The organism is Photorhabdus sp. RM96S, assembly GCF_042879335.1.
Lineage (GTDB): Bacteria > Pseudomonadota > Gammaproteobacteria > Enterobacterales > Enterobacteriaceae > Photorhabdus > Photorhabdus kayaii.
This window is the reverse complement of sequence record NZ_JBHFKT010000024.1, coordinates 47543-64128: the sequence shown is the minus strand read 5'-3', so window position 1 is coordinate 64128 and position 16586 is coordinate 47543. Positions and strand designations below refer to the sequence as shown.

The 16586-nt window shown below is 38.6% G+C and carries 12 protein-coding genes; all 12 read right to left on the bottom strand.

Translation table 11 applies throughout. The annotated features are described in order from the left end of the window. Window position 1 precedes the first annotated feature (1 nt). The gene (locus ACGF49_RS15415) at window positions 2-2917 is read right to left on the bottom strand and encodes a beta-ketoacyl synthase N-terminal-like domain-containing protein (protein WP_158536569.1); all 2916 of its coding nucleotides are present in this window, start codon (window positions 2915-2917) and stop codon (window positions 2-4) included. Between the two features lie 8 nt (window positions 2918-2925). Then, the gene (locus tag ACGF49_RS15410; RefSeq protein ID WP_158536570.1) at window positions 2926-3228 is read right to left on the bottom strand and encodes a Dabb family protein; all 303 of its coding nucleotides are present in this window, start codon (window positions 3226-3228) and stop codon (window positions 2926-2928) included. Continuing rightward, complete coding sequence (locus ACGF49_RS15405) at window positions 3221-5854, bottom strand: polyketide synthase (protein WP_158536571.1); 2634 nt, start codon at window positions 5852-5854, stop codon at window positions 3221-3223. Before ACGF49_RS15405 ends, ACGF49_RS15410 begins: the two co-directional genes overlap by 8 nt. A 58-nt stretch (window positions 5855-5912) precedes the next feature. Then, window positions 5913-6320, bottom strand: a complete 408-nt coding sequence (locus tag ACGF49_RS15400; protein WP_113042747.1) for an ester cyclase — start codon at window positions 6318-6320, stop codon at window positions 5913-5915. A gap of 281 nt (window positions 6321-6601) precedes the next feature. Continuing rightward, window positions 6602-8284 (bottom strand): non-ribosomal peptide synthetase, encoded by a 1683-nt coding sequence (locus ACGF49_RS15395; protein WP_113042749.1) that lies wholly within the window; start codon window positions 8282-8284, stop codon window positions 6602-6604. 247 nt (window positions 8285-8531) lie between these two features. Beyond that, window positions 8532-10100 carry an AMP-binding protein gene (locus tag ACGF49_RS15390; protein WP_387491727.1) on the bottom strand — a complete coding sequence of 523 codons (1569 nt, stop codon included), beginning with the start codon at window positions 10098-10100 and terminating at the stop codon, window positions 8532-8534. Window positions 10101-10107: 7 nt separating this feature from the next. After that, entirely contained in the window at window positions 10108-10356 is a 249-nt protein-coding gene (locus ACGF49_RS15385; protein ID WP_113042752.1) for a hypothetical protein, read from the bottom strand. 371 nt (window positions 10357-10727) lie between these two features. Next, window positions 10728-12353, bottom strand: a complete 1626-nt coding sequence (locus ACGF49_RS15380; RefSeq protein ID WP_191214870.1) for a phenylalanine aminomutase (D-beta-phenylalanine forming) — start codon at window positions 12351-12353, stop codon at window positions 10728-10730. 267 nt (window positions 12354-12620) lie between these two features. Next, on the bottom strand, window positions 12621-13016 hold the full coding sequence (locus ACGF49_RS15375) for a hypothetical protein (RefSeq protein WP_113042753.1): 396 nt from the start codon (window positions 13014-13016) through the stop codon (window positions 12621-12623). Next, on the bottom strand, window positions 13016-13837 hold the full coding sequence (locus ACGF49_RS15370) for a transglutaminase-like domain-containing protein (RefSeq protein WP_113042755.1): 822 nt from the start codon (window positions 13835-13837) through the stop codon (window positions 13016-13018). The genes ACGF49_RS15375 and ACGF49_RS15370 overlap by 1 nt, the downstream gene beginning before the upstream one ends. Before the next feature lies 1 nt (window position 13838). Next, window positions 13839-14171 (bottom strand): hypothetical protein, encoded by a 333-nt coding sequence (locus tag ACGF49_RS15365; RefSeq protein WP_158536572.1) that lies wholly within the window; start codon window positions 14169-14171, stop codon window positions 13839-13841. Window positions 14172-14334: 163 nt separating this feature from the next. Then, a complete protein-coding gene (locus ACGF49_RS15360; protein ID WP_113042759.1) occupies window positions 14335-16536 on the bottom strand; it encodes a beta-ketoacyl-[acyl-carrier-protein] synthase family protein in 2202 nt (733 codons plus the stop codon). Window positions 16537-16586: the final 50 nt, after the last annotated feature.

Genomic DNA, 16586 nt, shown 5'->3' with positions numbered 1-16586 from the left:
TTCAGTTTTGGCTTTCTGGATTTAGTAAATAATTGTTTATATTGGACAGAAACATCGACATAAAACTCGCCACAATCTCCTTGGGATAATTCGTCTGGTTGAACATCATTTCGATGGCTAACCCCTCCTGTTCTGGCACCAGGTTGACCGTTAAATTGCAATAGACTGGTTGATATCGAGTGGCATACTCAGGAATAGAGAATTTTCGGTATCTTAAGAGGTTCCCTCTATTTTGGTTCTGATACATAAAGAGAATGTCATACAGTCCTTGACCTTGACTTGTAGCTAATGACGAAATCACATCTAGCGGCACATGAGCATGAGGCATACAGGTTTTTAATGCTCGGTCAGTCTCACTTAGGATCGCGCGAATCGGTCCCGTTCCACAATTCACTACAACAGGAATATTATTAATTCGACAGTCAATGGCTTCTCTATCTGATTCTGTTCTGTTGGCGAGTGTCGTGCCCGTACATACAACAGAGGTATCCAGGAAATTTGCCAGCGTAGAATTGAATAAAGCGTAATAGACGACGAACGGCGTGACTCTATGACTACGCGCCACATTCTGAACCCTAACAACCAGATCAGAAGAAAGTTGGGAGACAAGAAGACCAGGTGCCAATCCCTTTGAACCTGCTGAAATTTTAGAGCCACTCGATAACACCGTGCGTGGGACATGACTCAGCGTATCTCGCCAGAATGAACGACTGCTATCCGAAATCTCCGGATCCGCTTGCTGGGGGATATATATCCTGTTCAGTGCTGAGCTCCCCTCACTAACAGCGGATAATGCGTTCAGTAAATTATGCAGACCCATCCCATCTATCGCAATATGGTGAAAGTTGAGGGTGAGGAATGTCTGTCCGTTGTGCGTCAGAGTCGTCACACGGCACAAAGCCCCACTTTCCAAATCAAATCGTTGTTCAAACGCTGCCTTTAAAGACGCTTCCAGCGAACTTTCCAGCGTCAGCTCGACCGCAGTCATTTCAATCAACTGCGCTCGTCTGGTCGCCAACGTAAGCCCCTCTCTCGTTATTTTGTATTGCTGGCTGAACTGAGGTAACTGCGTAAGTATCTCATGTAAAGTTTGCGTGAACCGCTCTGTTGGGAAGCCCTTTGGGATCTCAAAGCACAAAGGTACATTGTATTGGCTCGCCTCACTGCGCTGTAGTTTTTCCAACAAATAAAATCGTTGCTGATATGGGGAAAGCAATCCATCCTGACGCGTACGATTATTCGCCTGTTGGCTATCCGCTTCTTGCCCTGTCTTTGACGACTGTGCTGTGACTATGGCACTGGCTAATGCTTCGGGAGTCGAATAGTCATAGATGCTTTTTGAGGTCACTTCAATGCCAAGCTCAGATTTAAATAAGGCGATGAGCTCAACTGCAGTAACAGAGTCGCCGTAAAGATCGAAGTAGTCACTGTCCGGGCTGACCTCACTTTCCCCGAGAACCTGCTTATAGAAGGACAGTATATAGGGTAATAAGGACGCTTTGGTCAACACGTTCTGTTGAATGCTGTCTTTCTCCTTAACTTGGTTGCTGACATGGGAGGAGTCGTCCGGGCTTTTGGTCTGAGTAAAGAACGAGTAGATGCTGTTCTGAGCCCCCTTGTTATCAGCCTTCTTAGGCTTCATAGGATGTCCAGTGTTATAGCCCTCAATAACAAGATGGGCATTCGTGCCCCCAACCCCCATAGAGCTGATTGCCGCGATGGCTGGCTTATCTGGATCTAAGGGAACATTGTCCGCTGTATACAACAGATTATGTTGCACCGTATCGCTAAGCAGTTCATTAAGTTGCGTCAAATTTGACGTCCCTGGGTAGATACCTTGCTTAAGCGACAGGACTGACTTGATCATGGAAGCGATCCCCGACGCCCAAAAGAGATGCCCGATATTGCCTTTGACAGAACCAATAACCACCGGAGATAAAGCGTGATCTACCCCATAACTGTCCATTAATTGACTGATGGCCTGAACTTCCAGCGGATCGCCCACTATCGTCCCCGTGGCGTGACACTCGATGAACTGTAGGTTGCGAGGGTTTATCTTGGAAGAGCGATACACTTGAGCAAGCAGTTGGTGTTGACCATTCACAGAGGGAGCGGCGTAGCTGGTTTTTTTGGACCCATCATTGTTGCTCAACGCATTGGAGATAACCGCGTGGATATTATCCCCATTATTTTCGGCATCCTGAAGGCGCCTAAGGATAACCACGCCTCCCCCATCCGCAGAGACAGTACCATCTGCATGATTATCAAATGGTCGACACACACCCGTTTTTGAATAGATCGATCCAGGTTCATACTTATATCCGACTTCTAAAGGATAGGAGATATGTACTCCGCCGCAAATTACGGTATCACAACGTTTTGTTTGCAGCATCCAACAGGCTTCAACAATGGCTGTCAGTGAAGACGAGCACGCCGATTGTAAATTGAAACACGGTCCCTGAAAGTTAAATATATGGGCAGCGCGAGTGGCCATGAAGTCCGTGCCCTTGTTCAGATTCAGGAGTAGGTCATTGGGCGGCTCGGTGAGCCCTTTGGTTACGTTTATTTGCAATTGATCATGGTAAGTATGGTTGCTGCCTTGTGTAGCAATTACCGCGACAGTACCTAACGCGCCACGATCGAGGTGATCGCCGTCAATAAGTGCCGAGTCTATCAGTTCAATGAATTTTCTTATTTGGGGGTCCATAACCATCGCTTCCTTTTCTGAAAGCCGATAGCGATGAGCATCGAATGTTTCCGGATCGGGACATCTTCCCTTAGATCTCACGTGCCCTTCTTCATCGGTATATGCATGGTATGACACTCGACCGCTGCAAAGATTATCCCAAAATTCGTTGTAATCTCTGGCCTCTGGAAATAGTCCTGACATACCTGTAACTGCAATTTTATGTTCCATCATTCCCCCTAAGCTGTAACCATATCGAAGACAATTGCCTCTGAGATAACTGAATTGAGTTTCTCATTGATAAACGCTTGATGATGTGTGTTGATTTGATAAGCGTCCCGATCTTGTTTTGAATCAAATTCCATTACAAAGGCGTACTGATAACCCTGATTATTGAGGTTGTCACTGTCATTGAGACCATAGCTGTACTTTTTTATCTCGGGTATCTTGGCTTTTAATTCACCCAGCTGACGAAGCAAGTCCAGTGCATCAGTTGTTGACAGCGACGCACTAAACTTAAATAAAATGATATGTTTATACATATTGATATAAGAATCCTCGAATACAGTTTGACACTTCATTGATATTTGAATCTGCAACCAGCCCGACATGGTCAGTGTGAATATTGCGAACCGTCATCAATTCATTTACTTGCCAGTTATTGTGGTTCCTTTTCAACGACTCAAATGTTGCCGAAACCTTGTCATTCTCTATCTTTGTTAGAGAACGTGTTGCGACAACATTAAGTATTGGCAAATTGATCTCTGGATCTTGAAAGTCCTTGACCATACGCCTTTCTATTTCAAATATTGTTTTGAGATTTTCTCTCGCTCTGTCGTCACAGCTAAGCGTGTTAGAAAAGTGGTCCAGGGCCATGAAATATGACAGATTCTCATCCGAAAACAGTGGCGCGCTGCAAGGGGAATATTTGACAGAATCTAATAAGATATTGCCCTTTACTGGTAGTTTTCCCGTCAAGAGAGCGGTGATTTTCCTGGCCAATAACCCGCCCAATGACCAGCCTCCAATAAAGATTGGAGTCGTCTTATCTGTTACGTGCCCCAAAATGTCGTCCGCATAGATGGCAGCGAGTTTATCTATCGAAACCACTTTGTTTTTGTTGTATAAATTATATGAATCTATCCCTATCACTTCGGTTACATCAGAAATATTCTTCGACAGATTTTTGTACATTTCCACTCCTGAAATAGAAGCGTGGATCAAGATAAGCGTGGCTCGTTTGGCGGGGTCAGGAAAAAATAAAGGTTTCACTAACGAAAACTGCTTTGTTCTGCTTGTTAGCCTTTGAAGTTCTTGCAGTTGTGCAGAGAAGACGTCAAATTTTTCCACCCAATCTAAAGTCAAAGTGAGGTCAAAAGCAGCGTTAATGTCCGTGACCAACGAAAGTGCTAGTATCGAGTGACCGCCCAGATCTGAAAAACTGTCTTCCTCTTCAACATCGTTCAACATCAAGTTATCAAGCCAAATGGTGCGTAAGATTTCATGACGAACAGCCGGTTCAGATCGGGCGCTGTCCCTTTTTTCAAGTTCGGCGTTCTCCTGCATCATTGCGTGGGACTCGACTTTCACGACAGAATCAGGATCGATTTCGCTTGCTTCAATTAACACTGCTTTTCCAACGTACTCGTTCAGACAAATTGGCCAATGGTGACTGGCAATACCTAAGCGAATTGAGTCTGCGATTTGCTCATGGAGTTCGGAGAGAGATTCAACAGAAAACTTCACCATACACGCTTTCCCCATCGAACGTCTCGCTAAGGTGTAGGTCACATCTTCTAGTGACAGATGATCTCTTTTTATTTCCGCTTGCAACTGGCGCAGCAACGTTTTCAGGCGCTCGTCATTCTCTGCGCCAATCAGCACTTCCACTGGCTCCGATGTCGTCGGCAGCACCGATAAACGAAACTCTTCACTACGAATCACTATGGCGCAATTCGTCCCACCGATACCCAATGAGTTAACTATCCCCGTTAAGTTATTTTTTTCATGGACTTTCGTTGGAATATAGAAGGGGGATAGCTCCAAATTCAAGTTCGGATTGAGTGTTGAGAAATTGGCCGCAGGGTACAGCTTGCTGTTCCACACTTGCAGCACCGACTTTAATAGACCCGCATGACCCGCTGCGACGTCAAGATGCCCAACATTGGCTTTAACCGAAGACAATGCAATTCTGTTAATCTCTAATCCACTATTTTCAAAGGCTTTTTTCAACGCTGCGGTTTCTAACACATCACCGATTTTGGTGCCCGAGCCATGCCCTTCGACAAAATCTATTTCATGGACATCCAATGCAGATTTCGCCAGTACATTTTGAATGTTTCTTGCAATACCCTTAATGGAGGGCGCCATATAACTAGACTTAGCCCGACCATCATTATTAATACTACTCGCCGACAACACGCCGAAAATGGTGTCTTTATCATTGCGCGCTTTGTCGAGTGCCTTGAGGACAAACACCACGCAGCCAAACCCCGGAACCATGCCATCAGCACTGCTAGAGTAGGATGCCAGCACGCCGCTTTGCGATAGGTTCATACCTGGCTGATACTGATAACCTGAATGGAGTGGGTAAGGGAGGCAGGCGCCACCGGCGATAGCCATGTCACAATCACCACTTGCGATCCCTTGCATTGCCATATGGATAGAAAGCAAACCACTCGAACATGCCGATTGGATGCCTACTGCCGGTCCTTTCAGATCAAATAAATAAGCACAACGCAACGATTGCTGCTCTTTGTTCGCGCCAATCTCTATCTCGAAGGGATCATATTTATCCAACGCTAATTCGCTGTCAGCGAGATAGGAAGGGTAATGACTGTCAGAAGATGAGGAATAGACACCAACAGTCTGCTCACAGCGCTTCGGGTTATAACCTGCCTGTTCTAAAGCCCGCCATGCACATTGAATGAACATCCGCTGCTGAGGATCTATTACATAGCTATCGCGAAGGGAAATGCCAAATAACTCGTAATCAAATTGATCAGCGTCGGTCAAATAGCCCGCCCGGCTGACCCAACCGTCGCGGTCGTTAGGGGTATAGGAAGGAAAGGTAAGAGCATCTTGACCTGACTCCAACAACGCTTCTAATTCTAAAATGTTACCTGCACCAGGAAGGCGAAAGGAGAAGCCAGTAATTGCTATATCCATTTTCTTTTTACCTATGTAATAGGCATGAAGGGAGATCTCCATGCCCAGATTTTGGGGGTTATGCTGAGAGCTGATTTAGCCAAATATTGCTGTATATTTCGTCATCAACCATGAACCACAATTCGGCAACTTTTCCGTCAACAAATCGTTTCTCCACCATAATTTCAATGTCACGAGCCCGTTCTTCACCTTTCAATGTCGCCTGACGATTCAAACGTGCATAGGTACGGTCCCCGACGGCAAAGAGCGACTCAATCGAGGTTGAAATCGATGTGTGCTTTTCGACAAACTCCGCCATCCCACCTTTCATTTGTTCAACGAGCAGTGTTTTACCTTTTAAATGACACTTTGCATCATCATGGTAGTAATTATTGACCACTGGACAGTTGCCAGTATCAAACACATCCGTGTACAGGGATTTCACGATTTCAATGTTTTTCAATTCAATTTCATTATAGTTGTGCATAATGTGACTCCTTTTATCAGTTGATTGTTTTTGCTATTTACTCGTCTCGGACGTATAGAAATAGGCATTTATTTTTTTGATAGATGAAATAGCTTTTGTAACGTCAATCCACACGCTCATAGGTGAAGTAATAAATATCTTGCGTTCATTGTCTGAGAAGAATATGCCGACGACAAAAGTCACTAAATCACTGGTTAGCGAAAGGAAGTGATATCGTTATTCGAAGGTCTAAAGGTTGATGTGAGTAACTCATGAAATATAGAACTGGCTTCTGGCTATTTTTATTTTTTAGACATAACCAAATTTTCTACTTCTTCCAATGTCCCTGAAGAGTAAAGGTCAAGTAAGGTAATTTTTATATCAAATGATTTACTTAGGTTATGACTTAATGTGAGCATTGATAGAGAATCAAATCCAATATCAAATAAGCCGATGCTACGATGATTAATACATTTCCCTAGTATCTCTTCGGCGATACTTTTTACCGAATTGCTAGTAGATCTATTTTGACGATTTTCCAATATCTTGATGGTATTATTGATTAAATACTTTGTGTCAACTTTATTATTTTTACTGAGTGGCCATTCATTATTTTCGATAAAAAAGTCGGGGATGGCATAGGCTCTCAGTTGAGAACGCGCTCGTGATATCAGAGACTCTAATTCAAACTCTTTATTTTTGCTCTCTATCAAGGCAACAAGGTGCTCTTGCCACATAAAGCATAACGCTTTAACTATCAGCTCATCATTCTCCAGATTTTTCTCAATATCATCGAGTTCTACTCGATGCCCATTTAACTTAACCTGGCGGTCCTGCCGACCTAAAAAGTAAAATTCACCATTCTCCGTATATTCCACGACATCACCCGTATCGTAATATCGGGTGTTGCCGATGGTACAGAACGCCTTATTTGTTTCGGTAGGATTATTATGATAGCCGGCAGAGAGTCCCTTTCCAGAGACATACAGATGACCCACTCCAGTTTTAAGATAATGCCCAGTATCTTCGTCGTACAGTAAGTAGTCGACACCTTGTACAAGTTTTCCAATTGGAAGGCGTTTCTCTTCTCTTATATTGCTGAGTTTTAACTCAGATATCGTCGTGAACACTGTGTTTTCGGTGGGGCCATAAGCATGGTAGAGCTTTGTAAAAGATGTACTTTCAAGAAATGCAACCGCGGCTTGGTGGTCGACTCTATCCCCGCCAGTAATCAGGTGTTTGAGCTTAGTCAACGCCCTACAGTAACCTGACAACATGTGATTCCTAAACAAGCCAGCTGTCATCCACATGCAAGATATATTATATCGTTCAATGAATTGGACAAGCATCTCTTCGTCAAGCACTGTCATTTTGTCCAACAAAACTAGAGTACCACCTGCTAATAAGGGGCTAAAAATTTCAAACGTTGAAGCATCGAATGATAACGAGGAGTAGGATGCAACGACATCTTCATCACTGAGCGAGATGAACGAAGGACGATACAGCAAATTAAACACGGAGTTAGACCTTACCAACACACCTTTTGGTTTGCCAGTGGAGCCTGAAGTATACATTATCGACATCACTCCCTCATCGCCTAAGCACCTAGGCAAATCCGTGTGATCATGGTGCTCTATAGTTTGCAAAAAGAGTTCACCAGTTTCCAGACATACGTCATTGATTATACGAATCTTAGCAAAGTTATCTGTGATATTTTTTAAAAATGAATCGGGCCGATCATTATCGACAGGAATAAAAGTTACATCACAATCAATTGCTGACAAAATAAGAATTATTGCTTTCAGCCTATCATCGACATTTATCAGAACTGTCGTATCACTACGTGCTATGGCCTTTTTACAAATTTTGATTAATTTATTCAACTCGCTATATGAATATACCACTCCATTCGATACGATGGCAGTTTTCCTTGCATAACGCTCTCTTACAGCACGAAGTGCATCCTTTAGGTTAGCATCTTTCATTAAGTTTCCCTTTATTTAACTTACAATAAATTTAAAATCAATCAAAACAATCACCTGATTAAAAATTATATCGAAGCATAATAAGCCAGAAAAATCACAAACAGCTTAAGTTTTAAATACTCTGTAAGGTATATTTAAACGTAAAAGTGATCCAAATGATTTTTAGATTACTATGTGATAACAACAATTATGCCGGGCACTGCATAATTGGCGAAGCATTAGAGCAACACCATTAAGATAATAAAAACTACTGTATTTTTAGAGTAATAAACTTACTAGAGGGTAAAGTTTTATTTGAGGATTCGATTTTTTCATTTGCTATTGATTGAATTTTACTTCTATCCAATTTCGAATTTCGAAGCCTTGGCAATGACTTGAAAACTAAAAAAATATTAGGAACCATGTATTTTGGTAACAATTTTTCTAAATTAATGAAACATTCATTCGGGTCTACTATCGAATTTTCCTCGTATGATAGAACTAAGTAATCTTTACTATTGGTGCTGTATTTATGCAAAAATATATTACCAACATTAAGTAATTTCTTTATGTTCATTTCAACGTCTTGAAGGTGTACCCTGAATCCATTTAGTTTGACTTCATCATCTGATCTACCTATAAAGTAGAAGATACCATCATCGCTAACCTTAACAATATCATTTGTATCATAGTATTTAACACCATTGTGAAAAATAAATGGATCATCACATTGCGAATGATTTATGTACCCCTTCATTATTTGATTTCCTGAGATTAAAAGCTTCCCTTCTCCAAATTTTGAATATCCATAACTTGTTTCTAAAATATATTCTAATCCTCTAAAGGGCTTGCCAATACTTATATCTCTAGTCATATTATCGCTAGTAATTTCGGAGGAGAAGCAGCACATAGTACCTTCTGTAGGACCATATGCATTTATGACTTTAAGCTGAGGAATGTTTTCCAATAAAGTTTTAATCGATTGTTCATTGGGTTTTTCAGCACCAAGTAAAATTAGATTTAACGATTTGAATTGATTAAATACCCCACCCTCACTGAGTTGTGGGAGCAAAATTTTTAGTACAGACGGGACACAACTAAATCTAGTTATATTATATCTTTCAATAATGTTAGCGAAAATACTGGGTATAAATGGTGGTTTATATAAATATACAGAATGCTCATATAGTGGAGGTAGAATACTATCCAAAATGGTCATGTCAAAATACAAAGGACCAATAGATAAATATTTCTCAGGTTTTTCACTTACGTATTGAGGATATAATGCGTCTATGAATGAATTGAAGTTATCATGAGTAATTTGAACGCCTTTTGGCTTACCTGTAGATCCAGATGTAAAAATAATATACGCGACAGTATCAGTGTAATCCGTGATTAAGCTATCTTCATAGTATATATCATGTTCTAGCGGAGAAATAAATTCCCCATTAGAGACTATACAATCTTTATGAATTAACAGATCTTCTCGAAATGAACTTTCATCACCAATATAAAAATTATCAGCTACAATTAAATCAGGATTAACATCTGATATTATCATTGATAGCCTGTTTGATGGTATATTATTATCCAGAGGGCAAAAAGCCACTCCTTTTAATAAACATGCATAAAAAAGCGAAAACTCTGAAAACGCCTTATCCATAAATGATATTACTTTTTTCCCTTTGGTAATTCCTTTAAAATCAAAGTAATTTAATATGGATTTTATTTCCGAATAAATATATGAAAATGTTTTTCCATTGTTATGATCGTAATAAGCCACGTTATGATTATTTTCAAAACGTTTTATCATTAATATTAAATTGTTTTTTTTCATTTTTATCTTATTTATTTATAGAACTATGAACCCAAGAAACAATCGAATCAAATGTATCTAAGTATTTCTCATCTTCTATTTTACTACCAAAATTCAAATTGTAATCTGTGTTAATTTTGTGTATGAATCGAAGAATATCAACTGAATCTAGATGGCTTTTTAGTTTTGTATCTCCTGAAATTTCAGTGCTTATATTATAATTGCATATTTTGTCAATTTCATTTTTAAGCTCTTTTTCAATCGTCGATTTTTCCACTTTACAATCTCCAAATTATATATTTGTAGTGATTTAAAATATATTATTATATACCGAATGAACTTCAAGATGCTTGAGTCGTCAGATATAAAAACATTTAAATTAAATAACATAATCGTTTTTCAAACATGCACTTTGAAGTATCTTGAGTATATAGATATAACTGTATAATCATGCGAATTTATATTATTAGATAACATGGTAATTAGCGTGGTAAAACAATACACATAGAAAACATCAAAATTAGATAAACCTATTATTAAACCAGAATTCTACAAGATCACTCAGCATTACTTCGCTTGAGAATTTCATAAAAACCGAATAGGTCTATTTAATAGATAATTATGGCTTGGACACTTTATATATATCAATTAAATGTCAGAATTTTTTGTTAGCACGTTTTTCACAATAAATTCAATATAGTCCGTGATTGTTTTATCTTCGTTTAAATAGGGGACTTGATTACGCGTTTTTTCATAGAGAGCTCGGGTAGCTTTACTCAAGCCAGCGTTACCACGAATATCGACTGCCTGACAAGCACATAATAACTCAAAAGCCATAACATACTTTAAGTTCTTCAACTGTTCTCTGACTCGTCTAGCAGACACTAAACCTAACGAAACAATATCCTGAAAGTCACCGGTGCTGCTAAGGGACTGAATAGACATAGGCATACACGATGCTCGGGATTCGGCGGTTATTGACGCAGTCATAAATTGTCCACCCATTAAGCCTAATCTTAATCCTGCATTTTCTGCACATAAAAATGCAGGTAAACCATTGCTGTTGGATTTATCCATAAATCTATCAATCCGACGGTTTGATAAATTCATTATCGTGACAAGTGCAATATTCAGATGATCCATCGCCATTGCGATATATTGACCATGAAAGTGACCGTTATGGAATACTTCCTCAGTGTTTTGATCAATCAACGGGTTATCGCTAGATGAATTCAGCTCATTCTTTAAAGTTTGTTGAATATTCTTGAGATTATCAGCAATAGGCCCAAGAATTTGCGGCGTACAACGAATAGAGTAAGCATCCTCTATCTGATGGCAGCTTGGCTTGACCAAACCATCCATTTCTTGAGAAATTATTTTTTCTATATCATGTTCATTCACCGCCAGAGACGACTCAGCTAATATATTCCATATGGCAGTTGCGACTTCGAGTTGCCCTTTGTGTGGCTTAAGTTTGTGTACGGCTGGGTCAAATGGTTTGGTTTTACCATGTAGTCCTTCAATAGACAGCGCACTGATAGTAAGGTAAGTATCAAACACCTGCTGCACTTCGTCATATAATAACGACCCCAAACCTACCATCGCTGAGGTTCCATTGATCAGCGCTAGCCCTTCTTTAAAGCTCAGTACCATTGGGGAGATACCTGCTTTTTCAAGCGCCTCGATACCACTCATTTGCTCCCCCTGATATCGTGCTTTCCATTGGCCTGTGCAAACAAGAGCAATCGCTGCCAATGGCCCAAGATCACCACTGGTGCCCAAAGACCCCTTTTCAGGAACGCAAGGGACAACCCCTTTGTTATAAACGTCAATCAGCTTACAGAGGTTAGTCACAGAAATAGCGGAGTTACCACGAGACAACGACACAATTCGCGCCAACATTGTTGCTCTGACGGTCGTATCGTCAAAAAATTTTCCTACATTAGTAGCAACTGCGTTAATTAAATTGTTTTGCAACTCACTCGCCTTATCAATAGGAACAATATAATTGACAAAACCCCCCATGCTTGTATTTACACCATAAATAACTCGGTCTTCCTCTACCATACTTTCTAAAATATGACGTGACTTTTCGACTCTAGCGATCACCTCATCATCTAGGGTCACTGGCAAATGATTTATAGCTGCGTATGAAATATCTTCAAGGGAAGTTTCCTTATTAAATTTTATATGGAAACTTTTCAAGCTCAATGAAGCTAAGTTTTCTTCATCACTATTTACGGGTTCGTTAATAACTCTATCTTTTGTTTTCATTTTTTTATCCATTAATGATTTATACTGAGCGTAAATAATGCCCATGAAACTTAATCGAATAATAAACTAGCTCATAACCGAAGGCAGTTTAAAAATAGAACATGGTTAAAAGTAGGAGTAAATCGTCAGATAGAAACAATCCTGACAGAGAGGGAGGTGATCAGAGCCAAAATAGACTTTGCCATAAAAAACCTCTCCTTTTTTGAATTTACTGAACCGGAGAAAGAAACCAACTAAAAATAAGGAAAACTTTATTCACTCTGTAATTTAATTTGAGTTGGACAGTAAAATCCTACAGGTTAAGATAGGGCGATGCATATCACCCATGGCCTCACAATGATACAAGTACTTATTATCAATATTACTTATCATTCTAGCCACCAAGAAGTAATCTTCCATAAGTACATTGGCATTCTCAATATTTAAATCATCCACGCCTACTAAATATCCATTGTAGTTAATATCAAGTTGATTTTTTATATGTATCCCCGCTGCCTGAGCTAAGGATTCTACAATTAAATGCCAAGAATTTTGACAGCACTCTCTATATGTACTCTCAGTAGAAAAATGAGATCGTGCAGTTACTTCATCTTTAGAGATAGACTCAACTGAGTGAACAAAGGAAAAAGGTTCAGCATGTGCACCTTTAATAAAATCTTGCATTATTTATAATCTCTTTGGTAGGGGTGTAAATTAGTAAAGCCGTCAAAGTTAATATTAATATTAGAGATCTCTTTCTTGTTTTCATCTATATTATCAATTAGCACATCAACTAACGTGGGATCATTCACATACTTTCTAAAATCGAAGTAATCCCAATAAAACAACTCTACTTTATTTAAAGCTAAGATATCCTGTAATGTTCTCCACACGAATCGTTCAAATCCAACAATTTTTTTGTATGATTTATGATGTAACTCATCAATATCTAAATCGCCTCGTCTGTAATTCTTCCATAGATCTGTAAATATATTAGATTTCTCTTTAGGTATATTATCAAAATCAAAATCAATAGAAGTCTTGTTTTTTTCAATAATCTCATGAGTGACTGTTGGATCTAAAACCTTCCACGTGTTATTTGAAAAACACCAATACTCAATTACGATGTGTTCAACATATGAGCCTGGTTCAAAATATGTACACAAGCAAAATCGATATCTCGAAGGAATTCCCAATTCACGCATAATTCCTATACATAACAGTGAAATTGTTTGACAATTTCCAATTATTTTTTTTTCAAAAGGATTTTCAGAGTTTAAGTTAAGACCTCGTTTATATGCCTCTTTAAGAACTTCTGAAGCTGTACGAAGCTCATAATCCTTATGTCTAGCTAAGGGGATCTTATGAGCGTTGACGCCACTCTGATGCTCTATAATATTCCTACAGTTTCTCGCTAAACTTAGAGGAGAACTATTAATCGTATTAATACTAAGGAAAGAATCACCCAGTGTCGTATTATATGATTGTGTTGAATAATCTATCATATTAAAGCCTTTTCATAAAACTAGCTTTTAACACCTTACCTTTTTCACTTTTTGCTGTGCAAACAACCTTATTCGATAAATTATTTAACTTAACTGTTATTTTTTCATTTGGCTGAACAGTATTATAGAAACGAGCGTTATCTATGCCATTAATATTTAGCACACCTATTTTGACAAGGTTGTCATATATTGTATCCAATAGCAGCACACCAGGGACAATAGGATTGTTTGGGAAATGTCCATTAAAAAATGAACAACTATGAGGGAATAGTATGGAAAAAGATTCACTCGAAATAGTTTCAACAATAGCTCCATGACTGTTTTTTTTATTCAAAATAAGTTATCTCCGGAGTATAATTATTATTTTTAAAATAATAAAGTGGGTGGATATAAATTTTATCAATGATTAATGAAAATTTATCGTAACGCAACACCCACATAAGAAGTGATTATTTCTTTTAATTTTACTTACTTTTGACCTATTTAAAGATATCTGGTTATGACAATCTCTCTTCTTTAGAGATAATACAAACACCGATATTTGAAGATAAATCTATCGATATCACCAAAACGGTTTTTTTAGAATTGTTTGATATCTTCTCGGTTGCTTCCACAATATTGGTCATAAAGTCAGATGAAAGCCTTTTCTCATTCTGAATCTCAACGAGTAAATTTGAGTTGTATTTGGTCAACACACTTCGAGCACCATCATATATATCATTATCAATCAATGAGCTAGATAAAATACAATGGTCAATTTCTTCATAGCTTATACATGCTTCTTCACAAGAATCAAGAATGAGACGTTCCAAAAGACTATGGAACTTCATGTCATTCCTTAACACTAGTCCGTTATAAGAAGAATGAAGTATACTTCGTACCCACGCTATTGGTTTGCCATTAGTCTTATTTAGATTTTCTCTATTGGACAATAGAATAGCTGCACTCCCATTAGTAAGGTTACATTCGGCATCTTTAAACAAATGGTTTATAACACTTTCTTGTGCAGGCGTTACTTCATCACTTGAACAAGCAATCATATAATCTTGAGTATTGCTCCTTAAAAGATCTACACTATATTCGAAAGCAGCTGTTGGACTGCATAATACCGTGCAATGTCCACTAATTTTATGCGCGATAGACACCTGACCACAGATTGCGCTAACGATATGCCCAGGAAAATGACGAGCACTCGCAAACTTGGGATCACCTTCATAGATAGACTTTAAATAAGTTTCTAAACATTTTTGCGGTCTTTGTGAGTTCCCAGTAATTAATCCGGCTCTAGGACTACTTTGTATTACATCCTCGAAACCATCAATCACATCTCCTACAGATTCTATGCAGAATTTTATCTCCGGTGAATCCCGTTTAAATCTTTTATTTTGTTGATTAATCCTACACTTTTCCCCAAAAACACTTCCTTCGGGTTTTATTATTTTTTTTAATTCACCATCATTAGAGCTCGCTTTTATTATAGGTATAGCTGTTTTTTCATATTTAACCTTTCGATTACAACTGTTTTTGGTTACGATTAGTGCACTGTTACTTCCACCAAAGCCAAAACTGTTTGCCAATATAGTCTTAATTTTCTGGCTAGGGTAGTTTTTGTAATTAAGATTTATAGAACTACAATCTTCTCTGAGTTTTAATACATGATTATTTTCTGGCGTAATACCGGCGTCCAGAAGAGACAAAATACTGATGAGTTCTATAATTCCCGAGGCTCCTAATGTATGACCGTAAAAAGGTTTCATTACGCTCACGGGAATATCGTTACCAAACAGCCTCTCGTAAGCTTGCGATTCTGGTACATCGTTTGCGCTTGTGCCTGTAGCATGAGCAGAAATTAAATCTATATCTTTTCTACTAAGGTCAGCGGCAAATAGAGCTGCATCAATGGCCTGTATGGCTCCTGCCCCATTTGGCTCTGGTGATGTTTCATGATAAGCGTCACTTGACGCACCATATCCCGCTACTAACCATTTACTACTATTTTTGTCATTATTTCTTGCTAGTATCAAAATACCTGCACCTTCACCTAAATTTATCCCTTTAAGTTCTGAAAAAGGTGCACATCTTCCTTCATTTAATGCGCTCAAACTATTAAATCCAGCCAATACCGGCAGATCAACACAGTCACAACCTCCACAAATTACTAAGTCAGCTTTATTAGAGTTTAGTAAATCAGTAGCTATGCCTACAGCGGTTAAACTAGAAGAGCATGCTGATGAAACGACAATGTTTTTTCCTTCGATGTTGTAACGGGATGCAATAGCGTTACTACAATGAGACAACATTGATGACATAAGTTCACTAAGCTTTACTTGTTCTACGTTTCCTTTCAGTACCTTAGAGAACATCTTTGAGTAACTATCTGTCCCAGAGTTATAACTGCCTAATACAACAGAAATCCTACTCTTATCATAATCATCAAGATCTAATCCCGAATTTTTGATAGCTTCTTGAGTTGCTCGTAAAGCAAAAATAGAAGCATTATTAATCCAACCATTTTTTCCAAAAGAATCTGTACATTCTATATCATGAACAGATACAGTCGCATTTTTTATTCCAATAGAATTGTATTCATGGTTATTTATTAGCTTGTGTTTGTCTTCAATATATAATTTTAATTCATCTAAATTAGGAACAGGTGGGGTATATAATCCCATACCAGTAATAATAATTGAATTTTTCATTAATTTACCTTATTAGCAGGGCGGGATCTCACATTTTTTATATGATTATT